We start from the raw sequence: 21,625 nt of genomic DNA, 5'->3' as shown, positions 1-21,625 counted from the left end.
TTTTGGCAAGGCTTTGACCAGTTCATGACTTCTTTTAAAATTCAATACGTTGCTAAATTGAGCGACAGTTGACTCAAAGAGTGCCTTGACAAATTTGCGGATTTCCGCACATCCATCCCGGACTGTGAATGATTCAGCCGCGAGACGCCCGGACGCGTGGCGATCGTCTCGTTCGGACCGGGAACTCCAGAAATCGGGCGTTCTGGCAAGCCGATGACCGGACTCCCGGTAAGCGGCTGTTTTCAGGTTGCACGAGAGAGACAAGTGTGTATTATTCGCGCAAATACCGAGCCGTGTTTTCGCTATGTTGCAACTCAATCAACAGGTACTGCGAACGGATCTGGCAGGCATGCCCCTGGAGTGGATCGACTACCGGGGGGCTGCCCGACTCTATTTTCTTGGCCAGGTCGCCTACGCCTGCGGAGATCCCCTGTTTCTGCTGCGCGGCGGAGTCAACGCACTCACTCGCATTCAGAGCCGACTCGAAATCCACTCGATCATCGCCACCCACGGCATCCATCACGCCCTGAACAAACTTCAGGACGATTATATGCCGCCCCTCTCGAACCGCACCCTGTTCCAGCGGGACAACCACATGTGCATGTACTGCGGTCAGCATTTTTCCGACCGCCATCTGTCACGCGACCACGTCCGCCCCTCCAGCAAGGGCGGCGCGGACCACTGGAACAATGTCGTGACCGCCTGTGTGCGCTGTAACAACTACAAGGCCGGGCGCTCTCCGGAGGACGCCGGCATGGAACTGCTCGCCGTGCCCTTTGCCCCGACCCATGCCGAGTACATTTTTCTGATGGGTCGTCACGTCCTGGCGGATCAGATGGAGTTTCTGCGCGCCCACTTTCCCCGCTCCAGCCCGTTGCATCGCCGGCTCGCTCGCGAGACGCCGGCATGACCGCCTGGGACGCGATCGCCGCGCGCATCGGCGCGGTCACCGGCGAACCTTTCCAGGTCCGGCACCAGCGCCCGATCGGCGGCGGTTGCATCAATACAACCTGTCTGATCGGCGACGGCCGGCGCGGGTTTTTCGTCAAGCTCAACGCGGCTGAGCGTCTGGCCATGTTCGAGGCGGAGTCCGAGGGACTCGGCGCACTCGCCGCGACCGGGGCCATGCGCGTTCCAGCGCCGGTCTGCGCGGGTCTCGCCGGCGACCAAAGCTATCTGGTCATGGACCTGCTCGATCTCGGTGGGCGGCTGGATAGCGCGCTCGCCGGGCGTCAACTCGCCCAACTGCATCGCGCCACCGCGGAGACCTTCGGCTGGCATCGCGACAACACCATCGGCGCCACCCCGCAACCGAATCCGCCCCGCGCGGACTGGGTCGACTTCTGGCGCGAGCACCGACTGGGGTATCAACTCGAACTCGCCGCCGCCAGGGGCTGCGGTGGTCGTCTGCGGTCGTCCGGCGAACGCCTGCTCGGCGCGCTCGGCGCGCTCATCGGTCACCGGCCGGCGCCCTCGCTGCTGCACGGCGATCTCTGGGGCGGCAATATCGGCGCCACGCCCGACGGACAGCCGGTCATCTTCGACCCCGCCGTCTATCATGGCGACCGCGAGACGGATCTGGCCATGACCGAGCTTTTCGGCGGTTTCGACGCACGTTTCCAGTCCGCCTATCGCGAGGCCTGGCCGCTCGATTCCGGCTATACCGTCCGCAAGATCCTCTACAACCTCTATCACATCCTCAATCATCTGAATCTCTTCGGCGGCGGCTATCTCCGTCAGGCCCAGGACATGATCGACCGCCTGCTCGCCGAGGCCGGCTGAAGGTGACGCAAAAATGACGAATATGTTAAAACTTAAAGATCGCACCTGATTGCCAGGTTGTTATCTTCGTTTTGAAGTACGTCGACCCCTTTTTTCATATGTCACGAGAACTCCTGATCCTCCGTCACGCCAAGTCGGATTGGAGCGCGGGCGATACCGCCGATTTTCGGCGTCCGCTCGCCAAGCGCGGCAAACACGATGCACCCAAGGTTGGCGCCTGGCTTTACCGCGAGGGACTGGTGCCGGATCATGTCGTTTGCTCGCCCGCCGAGCGCGCCCGCCAAACCGCCGAGATCGTCTGCAAGCGGTTGGATTACAAAAAAAAGAAGATCGTCCTGGAAGCCGGGATCTATGACGCGGGCGTCCCGGAACTGCTCGATGTGCTCGAACGCTGTCCCGCCACCGCCGCCACCGTCCTGATCGTCGGGCATAACCCCGGACTGGAAGAGTTGGTCAGGCATTTAGTCGGCGAGGATCTGGACCTTCCCGAAGATGGCAAGCTGCTGCCGACCGCGACCGTCGCCCGGCTGGAAATGCCGGACGACTGGCGAGCACTCGCGGCGGGCAGCGCGCAACTGGTCTCGATCACGCGCCCGCGGATGCTCTAGCAGCCTGTCGGACTTAACGTGGAGAGTCGCCTTGTGAGCACCCTTAGGGGCGAAAAATGGCGAGATTTTGGCAATAAGCGCTGTATTTCTTGGTGTTTTCCTGATTGCAGACGCAGCACGGCCATGCGTTTGAGATTGACAGCGAGGAAGAATGAGTCATACGGTCATCCCCGGTGCGCGACGGCCACGATGCTAACGGCCACGGGTGATCTGGAAGTATCGCAATACAAACGATAGGGCCCGGCCAAAATCGCGTCGTTTCCGCTCGAATAACAGACGATTCCAACCGTCCTGCAGCTGCGCGGCCAGCAGCTCGCGCTTCGACATCCTGCGAATCGCTTGAGGAGGCAACGACAATTGATAGCCGCATTCGACCAGCATGGTGCCGGCAATACTCTCGATCTGTCTTCGTGTACGGACATCCATGTGGGTCATGAATTTCCCGAAATTATCTTTAATGATGATTGATTGGCCACTCGCGTTACCCAGATTCTCGGGAGCCTTCTGCAAGGTCAGCATGGTCTCCCGGAAATCGATTTCCAGGAAATCAGAGACAGTCCGTAACACAGTCTCCGTGTCACGTAGAAGATCTTCGTAACGGATCTCAAGATACTGGCCCGGAATACGCCGACCATCGTCCCTGGCACGTCGAACGGAATCAGTCCACCGTTGCGCGGCCCGTTTCATATGCTTGCCCCAGGCATCGCGCATGGACAGGCAGTAATCCCGTGCATCCCTGATGATATGAATGAATCTGGCATTCGGGAAATGCTCGTGGAGCAGCGGTATCGCCGTCATGTAGGACGGTGATTTATCTCCCCAAATGATATCGGAGCCGACCGCGACCTGTTGCTCCTCGCGGATCAGTGCCTCGAAAACGCCTGCCGCGTCGAAGCCGCGGCAGGCGGCGTACCAGCGTTCGGGTGAAACGAGCGTGCCTTCCGCGCGCGCGTAGGTGAAATACGGAAAACGGACGACTGCCTTATAGAACCGCAAGAAATGATCGCGGATGGACAAATCGCCATAGCTGTCGATATTCACGACCAGCCATGGGAAAAACTCGGTTTCCGCGACCGGAATACAGATGCGCGGGTGCTGCTTGAGCAATCGCCGCAGCAGCTTCGTTCCAGATCTTGGCATCCCTATCAGAAACAGCGGGCCATCGTATGGTTTCACTCTGCGCACTCCAGAAAGTCATGGACGAGTTTGGTCATTGAATAGGCCGGACATCAGATCACCCGATTGACCGCTCCGATCACAGCCGATAACCGCCGCGCGCGAGACCAGGCTAGCGTCAAATTTGACAGTCATGTTGCTGGCAAAAGTCGCTCGGCGCACCGGCTCTGGTCCAGATCAGAGATTGCTACGGCTATCGATCTCGCTCATTGAAACGCCCCGCAAGAGACTTTTGACAATTGCCCTGCATTCCTCTTCTCGCTCCGGTTCTCTACCCCGTCGGGCGGAGTTGAAGAAGCGCGCGAGTTCACGTTGCTGCTGGCCAGAGAGTTCCTCGCTGAAACCCTGCCGACGTATCGCCTTATCGGGCACCTTGTCGGGTGCCTCTTCCTCGGCGGCCTGACGGCCATGCGCCCAGTTCATCGCCCGTGCGCTATAGAGCATGACACGGTCAAACAGCACGAAGGGAAAGCGCGGATTGGAAACCGGACCGATGGTAAAACGGTGGGTGCCGGGCGCGCGCTCGATATCGAACTTCGCCAGTGCCTTGCCGCCGACCATGCCAAGCACGCCACCGGTCGCAGCCCCGATCAAGGCACCAGTTCCCAACGAATGACCAGCGGTGGCGAGATCGATGGTCACCCCGGAGGCCGCGCCGGCGGCCATGCCGACCAGCGCAAGCTGACGCCGCGACAGACCGAGCGCCTGCCCGACCTCGTCGGAAAGCAGATCCCGTCCAAGCACGGAATCGGACGAGACATTCCAGACGTTGTGTCGAAAATGCGCGCGGATCTGCTCCTGGGCGGCAATCTCCAGCCGTCGCAACCCATCCTCAAACTCGGCCATGATCTCGGCCTTGACCCGATCCCGACCGCTCTTGAAGATGAGCTTGCTGTCCTTGACCGTCTTTGACACCTTGTAGGACAGTGAGTCCTTGAGCAGATCCAGAATGCTGGCGGCGGCCTGATCGGTGCGCCGCTCCCAATCCCGCGTAAAGGCGTCGATGGCATCCTCGACCAGATGCTCCCAGCGCTGGTCGATGCTTTTCAATGCATTCAACAGCTTGATCCGCTCGGCATAGGTCGCGCGATGAGCGTTAAACTCGCGCACCGAGTTGAACGCCTTGCTCAGTGCGTCCTGCCACTGACTCATGTAGCGATCCTGCCTGGTCAGATTATTGAGAATCGCCATGCGCGGACGGGCGGTGAGACGCAGCAGTTCGATCTCGACCCGATCCTTTTCCTTGATCCGCTTTGAACCGTCGACCACCAGAATGATGCCTGCGCCCTCGGCGACTGGCTCCAGCAGGGCGCAATCGTGCGAAAAGAGCGGGTTCGCGCGGTGGGCGGCGACGAAGGCGCGAGCCAGATCCCGCTTGCCCTCGTTGGCCTGAAACCACTCCAGAATCGCGTTCGGGTTCTGAAACCCTGGGGTATCGATGAACTCGATCACCGTGCGGCCATCAATGACGACGGGGTAGACATCCGATTCGGTCGTGGTGCCAGCTCGCTTATCGATGGCGACCTGATCGTTTTCGGTCAGGGTCGCGACCACCGAGGACTTCCCGGCGTTCGGGTGTCCCATGATTGCCAGCCGGGGGATCTTCGCGACCATCAGACGTCTCCATCCTCGCTGGGGGTTGCCAGCATCTCCAGGCGCAGATAGGGATCGGCCATCTGGTCGATCTTGCGCTGCCAATCGGTGAAGTCGAACGCGCGCAGTGGCGGCAGGCGATCGTCATCCTCTGGATCGCCCACCAGGGCCAGAAGCATTTGGGCCTGGGTACCGGCAGCGGCGCGCAATTCGCGCAGGAACAGCAGATTCTCGGTGATCGGCGGCTGCGAACCGTCCTGGACCACGGCGATGCGTGGCGGCGGGGCCTGCCAGTCGCCATGCTCCAGAAGATCCAGCGCCCGCGCGGTCATGGCGCTGCCGGCGCCGAAGGTCGCGTAGGCCGACACCCGCCAACCGGTCAGTTGGGTCAGCAGTTGTTCGAGACGTGGGCGATCTTCCGCTTCCAGGACATCGTCCACGTCCACATGCACCAGTAACAGGCAGGCGTCCGGGGCGAAGCGGGTCGCGCCCTCGGTCGCCGGCGGGTGCAGCTCGGGTTCCGGCTCGGGCTCGGGTTCCGGCTCGGGCTCCCGCTCCGGCTCAAGTTCTGGCTCGATCTCAGGTTCCGGCTCAGGCTCAGGCTCAGGCTCGGGTTCCGCCTCGGGCTCCCGCTCCGGCTCAAGTTCTGGCTCGATCTCAGGTTCCGGCTCCGACTCCGACTCCGACTCCGACTCGATCTTAGTTTCCGGCTCAGGCTCGGGTTTCCGCTCCGGCTCCAGCGCTTCAAGCTCAGGCTTGCTTTCAGGCGCCTGCTCGATTTCCTGCTCATTCTCTGGTGGACTGGGCGGCGCGGCTCTCAACGATGTCGCGGTCTCGACCTCATCCGACGTCTTCGCCTCTCCAAAACGCGGCTGGACAAGCTGTGAAGCCGACTCCAGCGGTTCGATTCCTGGTTTGACCTCAACCTCGGTCTCCTGCGGCGTAGCAGGTGCCGCTGCCGCTTGGTCCGGACGCAGCAAAGGAACCGGTGGCACGGGCTTGACCGCGGGTTTTCGCAACGTCGGCGCAGACTTTTCGCGCCAGGGCCGCGCAAGGCTCACCGGCTGGTCTGCGACCAGCGGTCCAACCAATCCCGAGCGCGGACCGCGTGGCGCAAGCGGCGCGGGAATCGGCATCTCCGGCCCTTTCTCCATCACGGTCGCGCTCGTGTCCAGAATCGGCGTCAGCATCCGCGCATAGAGCGCCTGGATGCGACCATGCGTGAAAGGCAGCCGGGCAAGCGCCAGACGCTGGAACAACACCGAAAGACCGAGCAGGATCAGTCGCGGCAGCAGGCCATAGGTCAGGACCGCCAGCACCAGGAACCAGCGCCAGGACCGCAGATGCTCCGGATCGGGCTGAAACGAGGGCGTGGCGGCGGCCCATTGCTCCAGATAAACGCGCGAACCCGCGATCTGATCGAGCGTCGGATAGCCGGCGCCCTCGCCGAACAGCCAGCTCCATGGCAAGGCGATGGCGCGGGTGATGTCATAAATGGTCTGCGGATGGGCAATCAGCGAGGTGCCCCAACCGAAGGCCAGGTCGGTGAACCATTCCAGAAAGATCGTGGTGAGAATGACGCCAAGATTGAATGCCACCCCGAACACCTGCGCCGGGATCAGCAGCGGAAAGTAGGACACCGGCCCATAGATGGCGTAGTGCGATTTCATCAGTCCCTGCGTCGCGAGCGCGCGTTCGCGGATCTCCGTGGTGGACTGGTTCAGCCGCTGCTGCTGTAACCAGCTCGCCGCGCGGGTCAGCAGCGGACGCATGACCTGGGTCAGCAGCCAGGCATCCCGCCCCCCGCCTCCAGCGCGCCGGACGGCGCGCGAGATCCAGGCCCACACGGCGGCAAGCACGAAGAGGAATTGCACCACCACCAGCAGAAAGACAAAGGAGGGGACGCTGATCGGGCGGTGACCGTCGTAATTCAGCAGGGCGGAGGCAACTCCGATCCCAAGCAGAAACCCGCACGCGGCCAAGGCGAATGTCCCCAGACGCTGCGCCGCGGCAAAGGCATTGCCGGGCAGGAGCGGACGAATGCTCGGATCCTCGTCGGAGCGTCGCTCGGTCAGCCAGCGACGCAGACTCGTCCGGCGGTGCGCTGGCGTATGCGGTTGGGCTGGCGTGATCTCTTGCTCGATTCGGTCGAGATAGATCGCACGGTCGCGCGCGGCGAGATCCTTGCGCGAGGCAGGCTGCTCGCGCAGTTTCCCTTCATCGGCATCGAGGTAATATTCGAAGTCGATGATGTCGGCGACGGTCCATGTTTCATCTCCGAGAGGCGGATCCTCGGCCGGAGTGGGGTTGGTGCGTTCGTGTCGGGGATCCATAGCCAGTGATTCCTGCGTCGGGTCACACCTTGAATTGCGACAGACCAGCATTCAACGACTGGGCGAGCGAGACCAACTCGCCGCGCGCGATCGCGGTCTGACGATTCGCCGCCACCGCATGCTCGGCCAAACGCTGGATACTGAGTGTGTTGCCGTTGATTTCCTCGGTCACCGCCGTCTGTTCCTCGGCGGCGCTCGCGATCTGGTCATTCATCGCGTTGATGGTAGTGACCGCGCGGGTGATCTCCTCCAGCGATTGGCTGGCCTGGGAGGCTTTTTGCAAGGTCTCGTCGACCATGCCGCGTCCCGCCTGCATGACGCCGACCACATTTCGGGCACTCGCTTGCAGGGAGGCGATCATGGACTCGATCTCGCCCGTCGACTGCTGGGTGCGCGAGGCGAGATTACGGACCTCGGCCGCGACCACGGCGAAGCCTCGCCCGCGCTCGCCCGCGCGCGCCGCCTCGATGGCCGCGTTCAAGGCGAGCAGGCTGGTCTGCTCGGCGATGCCCTTGATGACCTCCAGCACGGCGCCGATCCGCTTGGTCTCGGACTCCAGCGCGGCGATCGCCTCGGCGGCCCTGGAAACCACCTCGGCGAGCTGTCCGATCGCCACCGACGCCTCGCCCACCACCTTGGCCCCGGAGCGGACGCCGACATCGGCGGTGCGTGCGCTCTCGGCGGCGCGCATGGTATTGAGCGCGACCTCGTTCACCGTGGCCGCCATCTCGTGCATGGCTGTGGCAACCATCTGAATCTGGGTCGACTGCTCCAGCAAGGCCTCGTCGCTCTTGGTCGCGACCGACGCCAAGTTCTCGGAGGCGTCATCGACCTGCTTCGCCGAGGTCGCGGCCTGCGCGACCAACCGATGCAGCTTGGCGAGCAGACGGTTGAAACTCTTCGCCAATTCGCCAACCTCGTCGCGCGTGTCCTCGTTCAACCGCGCCGTCAGATCGCCCTCGCCCTCGGCGAGATCTTGCACACGATGCAGGATACGCCGTAGGGGTCCAATGATCAGCGGCGGCAGTCCCAACGCCATCAGCGCCAGGAACCCCATGCCAATCGCTAGCAGGACCAGCGTTTGCAGCCGACTGGCCGACACCGCCGACTCGGTACGCCCGGCGGCTTGCTCGGAGAAATCCGTGACGACCTCTTCGAGCTGGTCCAGGATCGTCCGCATCCGCTCGAAAGCCTCGCGCGCTTCGCGCAGCGTGAGATCGATCGCGGTCGAACGTCCAGCCCTGGTATCCAAGCCACGCTCGCGCACCACCCGGTTGCTCAGATCCTCCCAGGCTTGGCGCAATTCTCCGAAAGTTTTGATTTTTTCGGAAACGGCAGGGATGGATCCCAGATGGCTGGCCGCGATGATCGCGGCCGCGCGATCCATTCGCTCGTGCGCTTGCGTGAGATTCTCGGCGTGCTGCGCCGCCATCCCGGCATAGTCCGGCGATCCGACGTTCATGAAGATCAGGGTGCGTTCCGCCACCAATGCCTGATAGAGGTCGCGGTCGGCCTGCAGCAGCAAGGCGGCTACCGGCATGTTGACCCGCGCCAGGCTGGCGACTTCCTCGCCGAGCGTGTCTACCCGGCGCAGCGTGCCCCAGGCGAACAGGATGAACAGCAGCGCGATCAATCCCAGCGGAAGGACCAATTTGTAGCGAAACGCAAGATTCTGAAACCATTTCATTCGCCGGTCGCTCCTGATGACGTACTCGAATTCGTGCGTGAACCTGCTGTTCGCCCGGACTCCTTGCCCCGCGACCGACACATTGCTACGGCTCCAACTCCCCCAGCCGGTCGAGATCAATGCCGATGGTCATGGCGCCAATCGCGCTCTCCCCATCCAGCACCGGCACCGAGACCTGCACCAGATAGACCTGGGCGCTCTCGTCGAACTTCACCTCGCTGATATGCACGGTGCCTTGGCCGTCCTTGCATGAGTGAGTGAATTTTTCTTCATCGCCCTGCCAGTAATCCGAGGTCTTGTTGGTCATGGCCACGTTGGCGCCCTGCCCGTCCATCAGAAAGAGTTCGAGAAAATAGGGCTTGGTCTGCTCCAGTCGTTTCAGCTCCTGCGCGGGGGCATTGTTCATCATGCCTTCCATGAAGGGCGTCACGCCGCTGGCGGCCATCCACTCCGCGTCGAGCCGCTTGATCTCGTCCAGCGGTCGGGCGAGCGCATTCTGCTCCCGCACGGCCTCGACCAGGATCGGATTGGATCCCCATTCCTGCAGCATCGGGAGGATCTGATTCACGGCTTCAGGCAGATCCCCATCGGCGGCAAGCGTCGGAAGAGTCGCGCACAGTCCGGTGGCGAGCGTCAACGCAACACACAGCTTTCGGTAGGACATCGGATACCTCCATCATGTCAGTGGGAACTCAACACCCGCATGATCGCATCGCGGCCGATCGTCCGTGCGGTTCAAACGTCGAACGGATGCCGCCGGATCAGGGTCTCGACCCGGTCGGGACCGGTCGAAATAATGTCGATCGGCAGACCGCTCAACCGCTCGATGGTCTCCAGATAGGCGCGCGCATTCGCCGGCAAATCGTCGAGCGAGGTCACGCCAAAGGTCGATTCGGACCAACCGGGGCATTCCAGATACCGCGGCTCACAACGCGCGAAGGCATCCGCTCCAACCGGCGGCGCGGCAAGTTCCTCGCCATCCATGACATAACTGGTACAGATTTTCACCGTCTCCAGTCCATCGAGGACATCGAGCTTGGTCATGCAAATGCCGGTGGCGCTGTTGATGGCGAAAGACCGTTTGAGCGCCACCATGTCAAGCCAACCGCAGCGACGCTTGCGTCCGGTGGTCGCGCCGAATTCGTTGCCCCGCCGGCCCATGTGCTCGCCAGCGGCATCGAAGAGTTCGGTCGGGAAGGGCCCGGCGCCCACGCGCGTCGTATAGGCTTTGACGATCCCCAACACATAATCGAGATCGCGCGGTCCGACCCCGCTGCCGCTCGCCGCCCCGCCCGCCGTGGTGGTGGAAGAGGTGACATAGGGATAGGTGCCGTGATCGATGTCGAGCAGCGCACCCTGGGCGCCCTCGAACAGGACATCCCGACCCTGCGCGCGCAGTTCGTGCAAGAGTCCGGGCACGTCCACAATCAAGGGACGCAGTGCGTCGGCATGGGCCAGCGCCTCGTCGAGCACGGCGGCGTAATCGACTCGATCGGTCTTGAAATAGTGTTCGAGCGCGAAATTATGGTAGTCGAGCACTTCGCGCAGGCGCTCCTTGAAATGCTCGGCGTCGAGCAATTCGCCCAGCCGGATGCCGCGCCGCGAGGTTTTGTCCTCGTAGGCCGGACCGATGCCGCGCCCGGTGGTGCCGATCGCCTTGGCCCCGCGCGCGACTTCGCGGGCATGGTCGAGCGCGATGTGATAGGGCAGGATGAGCGGACAGGCCGCGCTGATACCGATCCTCTCGCGCGCCGGTACGCCGGATTTCTCCAGCATGCCGATTTCGTCGAACAGCGCCTGGGGCGAGAGCACCACGCCGTTGCCGATCAGACAACGCACGCCCGCGCGCAGCACCCCGGAAGGCACCAGATGCAGGACGGTCTTGACACCATCGATGACCAGGGTATGTCCGGCATTGTGACCGCCCTGAAAGCGCACCACCGCGGCGGCCCGATCGGTGAGCAGGTCAACGACCTTGCCCTTGCCCTCATCGCCCCATTGGGCGCCAATGATTACGACGTTATTGCCCATCTATCACGCTTCCTACTGGTTATCGAACGACGGTGAATCAACTTTGCCGAGCGTTTGCAATTCCCAACGGCCATCGCGCTGCGCGAGCATCCGCTGACAGCCGAGCTGGCGCGGATCCTGTGGCAGCCCCGGCAAGGCGTTGATCACGCGCTCGCCGGACGCGCGCAACCGCTCCACGGTCTCGCGCAGGGCCGGATCCGCAGACCAGGGCGCATAGACCGGATCGGTCGCCCGATAGCGCTGTTCGAGTCCCTGCCCGTGTTGCAGGAGACTTTTCAGGTCGGTGCTGAAGCCGACCGCCGGACGCGCCCGCCCGAACACCCGACCGATATCGTCATAGCGTCCGCCCCGCGCAACCTCCAGCCCCCAGCCGGGAACGAAGGCGGCGAACACGGCCCCGGTTTTATAATGGTAGCCGCGCAGTTCGGCCAGATCGTAGTGGACCGAAACCTCCGGATGCCAGCGGTTCAGTTCGTCGGCGAGCCGACGCAGATAGTCCACCGCCTCGCGCACTGGGCGGTCGGCGTCGCTCAGCAAGGTATCGGCCCGCGTCAAGGCATCGCTGCCGTTGAGTTCGGCCAGCGCGATCAGCATTCGCGCCGGGGCGCCAGTCACCCCGAAGTCGCCGATCAGCGACTCGATCTCCGGAACTGCCTTGCGCTGAAGCGCTTCGAAGAGCGCGTGCTCCTGGATCGCATCCAGTCCAGCCTGACGCGCCAAACCGCGAAAGATGCCCACATGACCGAGATCGAGATAGCTTTCGGCGATCCCGGCCGCGCGCAGGGTCAGCAGGATGAGCCGCAGGATTTCGGTATCGCTCTCGATCCCGGCGTGACCGTAGATCTCGGCGCCGATCTGGAGCGGACTGCGGGTGCCCCCGAAGCCGTCGGCGCGGGTGTGCAGCACCGTGCCCAGATAGCAGAGACGGGTTGGCGCGTCGCGGCGCAGATGATGGGCATCCATGCGCGCGACCTGTGGGGTCATGTCCGCGCGCACCCCGAGCAGACGTCCGGTGAGCTGATCGGTCAGCTTGAAGGTCTGAAGATCGAGATCCTGCCCGGTCCCGGTCAGCAGCGACTCCAGATAATCGATGAACGGCGGAATCACGAGTTCGTAACCCCAACTCGCGTAGAGATCCAGCAACTCGCGCCGCAGGGATTCCATGATCCGCGCCTGGGGCGGCAGCACCTCTTCGATGCCGGCGGGCAACAGCCAGCGTTCTTCGTTCATCGCAGTCATCAATTCACCAGATACAGGAGCCCGAGACCCGCGAGCATGCTTATGAGGCCGGAGATGCGCAACGGCCGCTCGCCCTCCGCGGCGATCATGGCCAGCGCGCGCCGGAAGCTGGCTGGATTCAGAAAAGGCCAGATGCCTTCGATGACCAGCAGGAGCGCTAAAGCGACGAGAATGTCATGCACGAACGAATGAGTCCCGAGCGTTGGATTGACGAACGCCATGTCTCGCCAGGAGTCAGTGCGCCCAAAGGGCGTTATCTTTTCAGACAGCCCGGCGTTTGTCCAACCTCGGAAAATGTCTTTATGACTAAGACGGTTTTTTCTCGGACGCGGTGAGGCACAAACAGCCGAGTTGGGAAATTGAGCCAGACGCGGCATCGCCTGACTCTGTCTGGGGTTCCTTGATCGCACTCGCTGCGCTCGGTGCCCGATGACAGACCCTCGCCCGATTTGATCGCCCAGGAGCCCGACACCTGACCGCTGGCCGCTGGCCGCGAGCGACAAACATGAGCCTCGTTGATGCCAACGTCGTGTTGCGCTACGTCTTGGACGACCACCCGGAACTCTCGCCCAAGGCCGCTGAGATTCTTGAACGATAGGCGGTGACATTGCCCATCAAGGCCGCGTGCGAAGTGGTCCATGTCCTGCAAAAAGTGTACGCGGTCGAGCGGCAAGACATTCGGCAACAGCACAGTCGCTGGCTGGACGAAAACCTGGTGAGCCTGGACAAACCCGCCGTCGCACTGACGAACAACTGTAGCTCGGTAGGATGCGGTGAGGAACGAACCGCATCGTTCGCGATTGATGCGGTTCGCAAGCTCACCGCATCCTACGGCCCTACTCTACCTTGCTTGAGCGTTCCAAGTTCAACGCCAGCAAGCGGCGCAGGATCTCGGCCTCGGGCATCGCGGGCGAGTCCTCCTCCCAGCCATAGCTCGTGGCAACAGCGGCATCGAGGGCTTGATGCGCGTGCTCCAACCAGGCGGGGCGGGCGTTATAGAGGTTGGTCAGGGTGCGTTTCTTCAACTCGGCGGCATGCTCGGGCTTGGGGACGACCCGATCTGGGTAGCCGGGGACGACCTCGGGGAGGCGCTCGATCCACTCGGGCGGGTTCAGCCAGTTTTCGCGCAGGGTGTTGAGCCGGTGGGCGGTTTCTGCGATGACTTGAGCCTGGGATCGATGCTCCGGGGCGACGGCGGGAATTACGGCGCCGCTGTCCAGCGTCTCGGTCGCGCCGGTGGTGTCGGCGGGGGTCAGTCCTTCGGGAAACGGAAAGGTCTCGAAGGTGGTGGTGGGGGTGTAGCGGGGATCGTTGCCTTTCCCGAGCCAGGTACACATCCGCAGCGACCAGAGTTCATGGAAGCGCGAATGCAGGATGCCGAAGGTTGTGTCGTCGGCGCGGGCGATGACGATGAGCTGACTGTCAGGGACGATTTTTGAATCCAGCCAAACAAAAGTGCGGTGTTTGGCAACGCGAGGCGTCACGATGAAACGCGGCATGCCCTTGAGCAGGACCATCATATCCTCTCTGGCCCTTTCGTGTCGCCACCAGGTTGCGCGCAATGCAGGATTTCGATTTTGTTCGCGCTGAGGCTTGACCTTCTGCTCAATGTACGCGAAGGGTTCTTCGTACAGACACGCATCTGCCAAGCTCATCTGGACACCAAAATCAATGATCCAGGTATTCGACGAGCGACGAGTCACGTCCATGCCATTCATCCATGGTTTGAGCACATCCGTGTTTGGTTTTTCATGCGGATTAGGACACTGCATCCAGGATTGAGCCAGATCCAGCGGAATATCGAACGCGGCTCCCTTCTTGGTTCCCTGAAATCCGACCGCTTTGTTCTCCGCAAGCGTCCTTGCTTGCGTCAGATCTGATGCTCCTGCCTCGCCGGTTGAGGCAGTCAAATCCGCATAAATCCCCACCACCGCCCGCCCATCCAGCATCGGCGGCGCGTCCGAGTGTCCGAAACACACCAGCGACACCCGGACCGCCGCGCCTTCGTTGATCCAGGGTTCGTCCGACCAGGCGTTGAAGATGCGCGGCGGAGCGTCTAAAAGAATCCCTTCAGAATGAGCGACATCACCCCGGCCAGCAGAACCCCCATCATCCATTTCAGGACCGTCAGGTCGGTGCGAATTGGCGCGAGGGTCTTTTCCAGGGTGTGATCCAGATAGGTTTTCGTGACCAGTTCTTCCTGGGCGTCGCTGATGACTCGCACCACGGATTCCGCCTGCTCCTGCGCAAAGCCCGCTGCTTTTAGCCTGTCCACCAGTTGCAGCGTATCGAAGGTGATCGTTGTCATGTGCTTCTCCGTGATTCCGATTCTGAATGGTAGCCGACGAAATGCGCTCCAGCACCCGGCGATTCGCGCCGCCGCGAATCGAATTGGTGGCGACCAGTCCCGCCGCCCGCGCTCGCCTCATTTTAATTTGGGCGCGCGCCTTCTCGAACCAATAGGTGACCAGATCCGCCCCAGCGGGGACGCGCCCGGCATAGAGCCGCTCCAGCGCCTCAAAATAGGCATCGCCGAGCGCGCCGCGTTTCTTGCTCCCGCCCAGAAACGGCGGGTTGCCCACGATGACATCGGCCTCGGGCCATTCCGGTTCGGTCCCGTCCGCGTTCACGATGGCATCCTGCTGGCGGATGGTGTCGAGCGGTTTGAGGATGGGGTTCTTCGACAGCGAGAAGCCGTGGTTCAGCATCCACTGAATCTCGCCGATCCAGACCGTGACGCGGGCGAGTTCGGCGGCGTAGGGGTTGAGTTCGAGTCCCAGCACGTTCTCCGGGCCGACGCGCGGGAAACTGCGCGGCAGACCGAGCATCTCGGCCTCCAGGATGACGCGGTGTTCCAGATCCTTGAGACCCAGCAGGGCGAGCAGCAGGAAGTTGCCCGAGCCGCAGGCCGGGTCGAGCACCCGGAAGCGGGCGAGCCGGTCGAGAAAGCCTTGCAGGACGCCGTGGGCCGCGTTGACCGCCTTGGTGCGGGCCGAGGGGGATTTGGCGGCGCCGGCCTTCGCCATCAGGGCGGTGATCGCGGCGTGTTGGGTCGCCCAGTCGTCGCGCAGGGGATCGAGCACCACGGGATCGACGAGGCGCATGATCGAGCCTGGATCGGTGTAATGGGCGCCGAGTTGGGAGCGCTTTTCGGGGTCGAGACCGCGCTCGAACAAGGTGCCAAAGATCGTGGGGTCGATGGCCGACCAGTCGAGATCCGCCAGAGCACGCAGGCGTTGGATGTCCTCCGGCGCCAGCGGGAGCGCGGCGGGCGAGGCGAAGAGTCCGCCGTTGAACCAGTCAATCGCCTCGAAGCCTGCCGTGCCGCCCGTGGCCATGGCGCCGAAAAGACTTTCCAGCATCTGCGGAAGGTTTTCCGGGCGCTTCTGACCGGACTCCAGGAGCTTGCTGAACAGCTTGTTGGGCAGCAGGTCGATGTCCTCGGCGAACAGACAGAACAGGATCTGTTGGCTGAAGTGGGCGACCTGGGACGGAGCATGACCGCGCTCGCGCAGCACCTGAGCGAGATCGCCGAAGCGACCCGCCGCCGCTTCGGTCAGGTGCGCGGTGGTGCGACCGGGGCGCAGCCGCTCGGGATCGCTGAAGGCCCATTTGAGCCGGCGCCGCTGGGCGGAATCGAGCAGATCCTCCAGGTTGATCTGGTGGATCTCTGGGACCGTGCCGGTGAAGGCGGTGTGGATGACGATCCGCGCGATATCGGAGACGATCAGCAGCGGCGGATATTCGAGTGCCGGGGTGTAAAGCTGGAGTTGCTTGAAGGCTTCCAGGAGGTTCTTGCCCGGCCCTTTGTACTCCCAGCCATAGCAGGCACGTTTCCAGACATCGGCCCAACCGTCGCCGCCACCGGCTTTTTTCGCGCCCTTCTCGAAGCAGTACCAAGCACCCGTCGGGTCGGCCTCGGCGGGCGTGGGTTCGTCGAGCAGGCGGCAGAGGTCGATGAAGTGTTCCTGGGCCGCCGAGCGTTCCTTGAGGGTGACGCCGGTCCATTTGGCGACGAACTGTTCCGGGGTCATGGCGCGTATCCAGTGGCGAGGCCAATGCCATTAGGTAAGCCGTTCGTGGCGAGTCCTTAGACGTCGCCGCGAACAAGGCGCCGCACCACGAACAGCTTGCGTTGGCACTCAGAGAGAGGCGGGAGCGCCTTTAGGGTTGCCCGGACGACTCGCGAAAGAAGCGGAAAAACTCGGAGTCAGGCTCCAGAACCATCATGTCGCCGCCCTTGCCAAAGGTTGTTCGGTAGGCATTCAGGCTGCGGTAGAAGGCATAGAAGCTGGGATCCTGATTGAAGGCCGCGGCGTAGATTTCAGTCGCGCTGGCATCGCCCTCGCCTCGCAGCTCCTCGGACTCCTTGTACGCCTCGGCAATAATGACGGTGCGCTGCCGGTCGGCATCGGCGCGGATCCGCTCGGCGGCCTCGCCTCCCTTGGCCCGTAGGTCACGCGCAACCCGCTCACGTTCGGCGCGCATGCGCTGATACACGGATTCGCTGACTTCCGGCGGCAAGTCGATCTTCTTGACTCGAATGTCGATGATCTCGACACCCAGATCGCTCGCATTGGCATTGACCTCCTTGGTCAGGATATCCATCAAGGCCAGACGATCGTCCGAGACGACTTCCTGGATGGTCCGCTTGCCGAATTCGTCGCGCAGACTGGTATTGATGCGCTCCGAGAGCAGCCGACTGGTACGGGCGCTGTTACCGCCGGTGGAGCGGAAGAACTGGGCCGCGTTCGCGATCCGCCACTTGGCGTAGGAATCGACGATCACGTCCTTTTTCTCGATCGTCAAAAAGCGCTCGGGTTGCGAATCCAGGGTCTGGATGCGGCGGTCGAACGTCTTGATCTGGTTGAGAAGCGGAATCTTGAAGTGAAGACCCGCGCGATAGTCGTCCGAGATGATTTCGCCGAGACGCAGCTTGATGGCGACCTCGTATTCCCGGACCACGAAGGTAAAGGCATAGAGAAAGATCACCAGCGCGGCGAGACCGACGGGGACAAATGTCTTGAATTGGTTGGACTGGCTCATTAACGCGACCTCCGATCGCGATCGACCACCCTTTGAGGAGGATCGATGTTCTCCGGTACGTGCATGGCGCCAACCGGCTCGGTCCGCACGGCGTCAACGGGGATCTGGCGCTGTTTCATGAGCTGCTCGACCGGCAGATAGAGAAGGCTGTTCGCGCCATCCTGGACGTCGAGCAGAACCTTGCTGTTCTCGCTGAACACCTGCTCCATCGTCTCCAGATACAGACGCTGACGGGTCACCTCGGGGGCCTTGGCATATTGCGTCAGGACCGCGGTGAAGCGCGATGCCTCGCCTTCGGATTCGGCGATCACCTTGTCGCGATATGCCTTGGCGTCGGCCAGGATACGCGCCGCCGCGCCACGCGCCTGCGGAAGCACTTCGTTGGAATAGGCCTCGGCCTGATTTTCCAGCCGTTCCTTGTCCTCGCGCGCCTTGATGGCGTCATCGAAAGCGGCCTTGACCTGCTCCGGCGGCTTGGCCGGCTGCATGTTGACGGAGGTCACGACCAGACCGGTTCGGTACTGATCCATCAAGGCCTGGATGCGCTCCTTGATGGTGACCGCGACCGCGCCGCGCCCCTCGGTCATGACATAGTCGAGCTTGCTCTGCCCGATGGTGACCCGCACCACCGTCACGGTGGCGTCATTGAGGGTCTTCTCCGGATCCTGGTCCTGGAACAGATAATCGGCAGCGTCCTGAATGCGCGACTGCACGGTCAGTTCGACCTCGACGATATTCTCGTCCTGGGTCAGCATCGCCGCGCGATGACTGAAGGTGGAGATCTCGTCGACATTGACCTTGACGACCGACTCGATCGGCATCGGGATATGCCAGTGCGGACCGGGGCCGGTGGTATCGACATAGCGCCCGAAGCGCATGACGACGCCGCGCTCGGCGGGCTCGACGATATAGATTCCGGAGGCCAGCCAGACGACGACCAGAACGCCGACAATGATCGCCATGGCGCGCGAACTGAACTGACCGCCTGGCAGACCGATTCCGGAGCCGCCGCCAGAGCCGTTCCCCGAGGGCTTGTTGCCGCCGAATAGTCCGCCGAGTCGTTCCTGAAGCTTGCGCACGACTTCATCGAGGTCGGGTGGACCTTGATCGCCGCCGCTCTTGCCGCTCCAGGGGTCTTGGTTACCGCCACCTGGCTCATTCCAGGCCATAGCTACTCCGTCTGTTCATGTGTGTTAGGTATGGGGGTGTCTGGGATGGCCATTGCTCGAATGGCGTATCAAACACGGTTGCGAAAGACATCAATGATCTTGCCCGTCTTTGGCTTAAAAATATAGGTGCCGACGCTGGCGCTCGATATCAAGCTCGGGCAGCGTCAAGGCTTGCGACGAGGATCCGATTGTATGTGACCGACCGGGTCACGGCAAATGAGCCGCTAGCGGGAGAGCGCGGGCAGTCGCCGTCGCAGCGCATCGTCGGTGGCCAGAAGCCGTTCGAGCTGATCGCTTCCGACGACGAACTCGATCATCCAGCCACCCGTCTCGACCGGCTGGTCCGACAGCACCCGCGCATGCTCGAAGAGCCAGGCCCGGAGTTTGCCGTCGCCTGGCTCCAGACGAAAACGCTTCCGCGTTTGGCTGCCGCCGGTCAGTTCGCCCAGCGCCATCAGGAGACCCTCGATGCCCGCGCCCGTGCGGGCAGACAGCCAGACGCGGGTCGGCATGCCGTTCGCATCGCGCTCGGTGCGCGGCAAGGCATCATCGAGCAGGTCGAGTTTGTTGAAGACCTCCAGGCGCGGCAATTCGTCGCAGCCGATGTCGGCCAGGACGTGTTCCACATCGTCGATCTGGCGCGCACGCTGGGTGGCCGCCGCGTCCACGACATGCAGCAGAAGATTGGCGTTGCGGGCCTCTTCCAGGGTCGAGCGAAAGGCGGCGACCAATTCATGCGGCAGGTGACTGACGAACCCGACGGTATCGGCCACCAACACCCGTCCGCCGCTCGGCAGCGCGAGACGCCGCAGGGTCGGATCCAGGGTCGCGAACAACTGGTCGGCCTCGAAGACGCCCGCTGCGGTCAATTGGTTAAACAGGGTCGACTTGCCGGCGTTCGTATAGCCGACGAGCGAGATCACCGGCAGTTCGGCCCTGGCCCGCGCCTTGCGGCCCTGGGCGCGCTGAACCTCGATGCGCCCCAGACGCCGGTCAAGCGTGTCCACCCGCTTGGAGAGCAGACGCCGATCGGTTTCAAGCTGGGTCTCACCGGGACCGCGCAGACCGATACCACCCTTCTGGCGCTCCAGATGGGTCCAGCCCCGCACCAGACGGGTGGACAGATGCTTGAGTTGCGCCAGTTCGACCTGGAGCTTGCCTTCGAACGAGCGCGCGCGCTGCGCGAAGATATCCAGGATCAGACCTGAACGATCCACCACCCGGCATTGCAGCAGACGCTCAAGATTGCGTTCCTGGGCCGGCGACAGGGGATGGTTGAAGATCGCCAAATCGGCATCAAGCGCCGCGACCATCGATTTCAGTTCCTCGGCCTTACCGGTCCCGACGAAGAGTCGCGGATCGGGGACTGCGCGCGAGCCGCCCAGGGTGCCAACGACTTCGGCGCCGGCCGACGTCGCCAGAAGCGCGAACTCCTCGCGCTCGTCAAACAAGACGGTCGAACCGATGTCCAGATTTACCAGAATCGCCCGCTCGCCAAGTTTGGGGCGCTCGAACACGAGCGAACCCTCGGACGGAGCGGGCGTTCCGTGCCCGGTTGAAACGTGTGTCGTCGCTTTCAACGATTGCCTGGCTCTAGCAGGTCTGGCTCAGGCAGTGCGTCGTCGGCGAGTGGCAACTTGACGTTACGAGCGGGCACCACGGTCGAAATCGCGTGTTTATAGATCATCTGGCTGACATTGTTCTTCAGCAAAACCACGAATTGATCGAAGGATTCGATCTGCCCCTGCAATTTGATGCCATTGACCAGAAAGATCGACACGGGAACGCGCTCCTTCCGTAGTGCGTTGAGAAAGGGGTCTTGCAGGCTTTGGCCCTTGGACATGGGGGTGATCTCCTTCTTGTTGTTGATTGGCATGAATGCCCGGCTTGAAAATCCGTGGGTCCGATTCGGATCCACGAAACGGTCCGTTGGGTTGCAGCCGGGACGGGCACACCCAACGAAAGAGTGGTCAGTGGTCAGTGGTCAGTGGTCAGTGGTCAATATCATTATGATGCAATCGTGGCCCGCTCAATCAGCGCCAGCGCCTGCTCCAATGGGGACGGATCGTCGGCTAGCCAATGACAAGCGGATTCCGGACGGAGCCAGGTCAATTGACGTTTGGCGAGTTGTCTCGACGCCACGATACCGCAATGCAGCATTTGATCCCATTTGTACTCTTTCCGCAAATATTTCAAGACTTGCCGATACCCCACGCACCGCATCGACGGCAAATCCTCGGTTAAATCGCCACGTTCCAGCAAACCCGCCACCTCCTCCACCAGACCATGATCCAGCATGGCGCGAAAGCGCCGTTCAATCCGCGTGTGCAGGACACTGCGCTCCAGAGGCGCTCGAATCAGTTTCAGCAACCGGTATGGAAGTTGCAGGGATACCCCGGCAGATCGGATTAGCTCGCTCATGGAGCGACCGGTGAGTGCGTGGACCTCCAGCGCGCGCTGGATGCGTTGTGGATCGTTCGGATGGATCTGGCGCGCGGAGTCGGGATCGACGAGGATTAAACGGTCATGCATCGCCGGCCAACCAATCAAGGCGGCCTCGGCCAGGAGCGCGCGACGGACCTCGGGATCGGCGCTCGGCAGCCAGGCCAGGCCTTGCTGTAGAGCGCGAAAATACAGCATGGTTCCGCCGACCAGCAGCGGAATGCGGCCATGCGCGACAATCTCGGCCATCGCCGCCAGGGCATCGGCGCGAAAACGCGCGGTCGAATAGGCATCGGCCGGATCCAGGATATCGATCAGTCGATGCGGCGCCTCGGCCAGGATCTCGGGGCCGGGTTTGGCGGTCCCGATATCCATGCCACGATAGACCATGGCCGAATCGACGCTGACGATGTCGCACGGCAGGCGTCGGACCAATTCGACGGCCAGATCGGTCTTGCCGGAGGCGGTCGGTCCCATCAACAGGATGGCCAGGGGACGTTGGTCAGGCATCGCTTGCGG

At 62.5% G+C, this 21,625-nt stretch carries 17 protein-coding genes; 3 read left to right on the top strand and 14 right to left on the bottom strand.

Annotation, left to right across the window (positions count from 1 at the left end):
• The first annotated feature begins 304 nt into the window (after positions 1 to 304).
• The 3 genes from CCR95_RS01225 to CCR95_RS01215 all read left to right on the top strand — a co-directional run bounded on the left by CCR95_RS01225 (position 305) and on the right by CCR95_RS01215 (position 2,390).
• Positions 305 to 910 (top strand): HNH endonuclease, encoded by a 606-nt coding sequence (locus CCR95_RS01225; protein ID WP_201091157.1) that lies wholly within the window; start codon positions 305 to 307, stop codon positions 908 to 910.
• On the top strand, positions 907 to 1,782 hold the full coding sequence (locus CCR95_RS01220) for a fructosamine kinase family protein (protein ID WP_201091156.1): 876 nt from the start codon (positions 907 to 909) through the stop codon (positions 1,780 to 1,782). Before CCR95_RS01225 ends, CCR95_RS01220 begins: the two co-directional genes overlap by 4 nt.
• A 98-nt stretch (positions 1,783 to 1,880) precedes the next feature.
• Positions 1,881 to 2,390 carry a SixA phosphatase family protein gene (locus CCR95_RS01215; protein ID WP_201091155.1) on the top strand — a complete coding sequence of 170 codons (510 nt, stop codon included), beginning with the start codon at positions 1,881 to 1,883 and terminating at the stop codon, positions 2,388 to 2,390.
• A 192-nt stretch (positions 2,391 to 2,582) separates the two neighbouring features.
• Here CCR95_RS01215 and CCR95_RS01210 read toward each other — a convergent pair whose 3' ends face one another.
• The 14 genes from CCR95_RS01210 to miaA all read right to left on the bottom strand — a co-directional run bounded on the left by CCR95_RS01210 (position 2,583) and on the right by miaA (position 21,616).
• On the bottom strand, positions 2,583 to 3,566 hold the full coding sequence (locus tag CCR95_RS01210; RefSeq protein ID WP_201091153.1) for a sulfotransferase: 984 nt from the start codon (positions 3,564 to 3,566) through the stop codon (positions 2,583 to 2,585).
• A gap of 177 nt (positions 3,567 to 3,743) precedes the next feature.
• Positions 3,744 to 5,180: a GTPase/DUF3482 domain-containing protein gene (locus CCR95_RS01205; protein ID WP_201091152.1), complete on the bottom strand. Its 1,437-nt coding sequence runs from the start codon at positions 5,178 to 5,180 to the stop codon at positions 3,744 to 3,746.
• The gene (locus CCR95_RS01200) at positions 5,180 to 7,492 is read right to left on the bottom strand and encodes a DUF2868 domain-containing protein (protein ID WP_201091151.1); all 2,313 of its coding nucleotides are present in this window, start codon (positions 7,490 to 7,492) and stop codon (positions 5,180 to 5,182) included. Before CCR95_RS01200 ends, CCR95_RS01205 begins: the two co-directional genes overlap by 1 nt.
• A gap of 22 nt (positions 7,493 to 7,514) precedes the next feature.
• Positions 7,515 to 9,179, bottom strand: coding sequence for a methyl-accepting chemotaxis protein (locus CCR95_RS01195; protein WP_201091150.1), 1,665 nt, complete (start codon positions 9,177 to 9,179; stop codon positions 7,515 to 7,517).
• 85 nt (positions 9,180 to 9,264) lie between these two features.
• Positions 9,265 to 9,843: a PDC sensor domain-containing protein gene (locus CCR95_RS01190; RefSeq protein WP_201091149.1), complete on the bottom strand. Its 579-nt coding sequence runs from the start codon at positions 9,841 to 9,843 to the stop codon at positions 9,265 to 9,267.
• Between the two features lie 71 nt (positions 9,844 to 9,914).
• Positions 9,915 to 11,210, bottom strand: coding sequence for an adenylosuccinate synthase (locus tag CCR95_RS01185; RefSeq protein WP_201091148.1), 1,296 nt, complete (start codon positions 11,208 to 11,210; stop codon positions 9,915 to 9,917).
• A gap of 12 nt (positions 11,211 to 11,222) precedes the next feature.
• Positions 11,223 to 12,440 (bottom strand): ATP phosphoribosyltransferase regulatory subunit, encoded by a 1,218-nt coding sequence (locus CCR95_RS01180; protein ID WP_420825635.1) that lies wholly within the window; start codon positions 12,438 to 12,440, stop codon positions 11,223 to 11,225.
• 8 nt (positions 12,441 to 12,448) lie between these two features.
• A complete protein-coding gene (locus CCR95_RS01175) occupies positions 12,449 to 12,670 on the bottom strand; it encodes a DUF2065 domain-containing protein (protein ID WP_201091145.1) in 222 nt (73 codons plus the stop codon).
• A gap of 615 nt (positions 12,671 to 13,285) precedes the next feature.
• Positions 13,286 to 16,483: a class I SAM-dependent DNA methyltransferase gene (locus CCR95_RS01170; protein WP_201091144.1), complete on the bottom strand. Its 3,198-nt coding sequence runs from the start codon at positions 16,481 to 16,483 to the stop codon at positions 13,286 to 13,288.
• A 130-nt stretch (positions 16,484 to 16,613) separates the two neighbouring features.
• A complete protein-coding gene (hflC, locus tag CCR95_RS01165) occupies positions 16,614 to 17,495 on the bottom strand; it encodes a protease modulator HflC (protein WP_201091143.1) in 882 nt (293 codons plus the stop codon).
• Positions 17,495 to 18,664, bottom strand: coding sequence for an FtsH protease activity modulator HflK (gene hflK / locus CCR95_RS01160; protein WP_201091140.1), 1,170 nt, complete (start codon positions 18,662 to 18,664; stop codon positions 17,495 to 17,497). Before hflK ends, hflC begins: the two co-directional genes overlap by 1 nt.
• A gap of 224 nt (positions 18,665 to 18,888) precedes the next feature.
• Complete coding sequence (gene hflX / locus CCR95_RS01155) at positions 18,889 to 20,181, bottom strand: ribosome rescue GTPase HflX (RefSeq protein ID WP_201091138.1); 1,293 nt, start codon at positions 20,179 to 20,181, stop codon at positions 18,889 to 18,891.
• Between the two features lie 59 nt (positions 20,182 to 20,240).
• Positions 20,241 to 20,507: an RNA chaperone Hfq gene (hfq, locus tag CCR95_RS01150; protein ID WP_014776980.1), complete on the bottom strand. Its 267-nt coding sequence runs from the start codon at positions 20,505 to 20,507 to the stop codon at positions 20,241 to 20,243.
• A gap of 164 nt (positions 20,508 to 20,671) precedes the next feature.
• On the bottom strand, positions 20,672 to 21,616 hold the full coding sequence (gene miaA / locus CCR95_RS01145; RefSeq protein ID WP_201091133.1) for a tRNA (adenosine(37)-N6)-dimethylallyltransferase MiaA: 945 nt from the start codon (positions 21,614 to 21,616) through the stop codon (positions 20,672 to 20,674).
• Between the last annotated feature and the right edge of the window lie 9 nt (positions 21,617 to 21,625).

The sequence above is a fragment of the Thiocystis minor genome (genome assembly GCF_016653465.1).
GTDB lineage: Bacteria > Pseudomonadota > Gammaproteobacteria > Chromatiales > Chromatiaceae > Chromatium > Chromatium minus.
Note: the sequence above shows the minus strand (reverse complement) of the source record. Positions and strands in the feature narration are given on the sequence as shown.

Bases quoted from the DNA above. Each gene is read 5' to 3' on its own strand.
- CCR95_RS01185 (WP_201091148.1), bottom strand. From the start codon at position 11,210: ATGGGCAATAACGTCGTAATCATTGGCGCCCAATGGGGCGATGAGGGC.
- CCR95_RS01180 (WP_420825635.1), bottom strand. From the start codon at position 12,440: ATGAACGAAGAACGCTGGCTGTTGCCCGCCGGCATCGAAGAGGTGCTG.
- CCR95_RS01175 (WP_201091145.1), bottom strand. From the start codon at position 12,670: ATGGCGTTCGTCAATCCAACGCTCGGGACTCATTCGTTCGTGCATGAC.
- hflK (WP_201091140.1), bottom strand. From the start codon at position 18,664: ATGGCCTGGAATGAGCCAGGTGGCGGTAACCAAGACCCCTGGAGCGGC.
- CCR95_RS01190 (WP_201091149.1), bottom strand. From the start codon at position 9,843: ATGTCCTACCGAAAGCTGTGTGTTGCGTTGACGCTCGCCACCGGACTG.
- CCR95_RS01195 (WP_201091150.1), bottom strand. From the start codon at position 9,179: ATGAAATGGTTTCAGAATCTTGCGTTTCGCTACAAATTGGTCCTTCCG.
- CCR95_RS01215 (WP_201091155.1), top strand. From the start codon at position 1,881: ATGTCACGAGAACTCCTGATCCTCCGTCACGCCAAGTCGGATTGGAGC.
- CCR95_RS01205 (WP_201091152.1), bottom strand. From the start codon at position 5,180: ATGGTCGCGAAGATCCCCCGGCTGGCAATCATGGGACACCCGAACGCC.
- CCR95_RS01200 (WP_201091151.1), bottom strand. From the start codon at position 7,492: ATGGATCCCCGACACGAACGCACCAACCCCACTCCGGCCGAGGATCCG.
- CCR95_RS01225 (WP_201091157.1), top strand. From the start codon at position 305: ATGTTGCAACTCAATCAACAGGTACTGCGAACGGATCTGGCAGGCATG.
- CCR95_RS01170 (WP_201091144.1), bottom strand. From the start codon at position 16,483: ATGACCCCGGAACAGTTCGTCGCCAAATGGACCGGCGTCACCCTCAAG.
- CCR95_RS01220 (WP_201091156.1), top strand. From the start codon at position 907: ATGACCGCCTGGGACGCGATCGCCGCGCGCATCGGCGCGGTCACCGGC.
- hflC (WP_201091143.1), bottom strand. From the start codon at position 17,495: ATGAGCCAGTCCAACCAATTCAAGACATTTGTCCCCGTCGGTCTCGCC.
- miaA (WP_201091133.1), bottom strand. From the start codon at position 21,616: ATGCCTGACCAACGTCCCCTGGCCATCCTGTTGATGGGACCGACCGCC.
- hfq (WP_014776980.1), bottom strand. From the start codon at position 20,507: ATGTCCAAGGGCCAAAGCCTGCAAGACCCCTTTCTCAACGCACTACGG.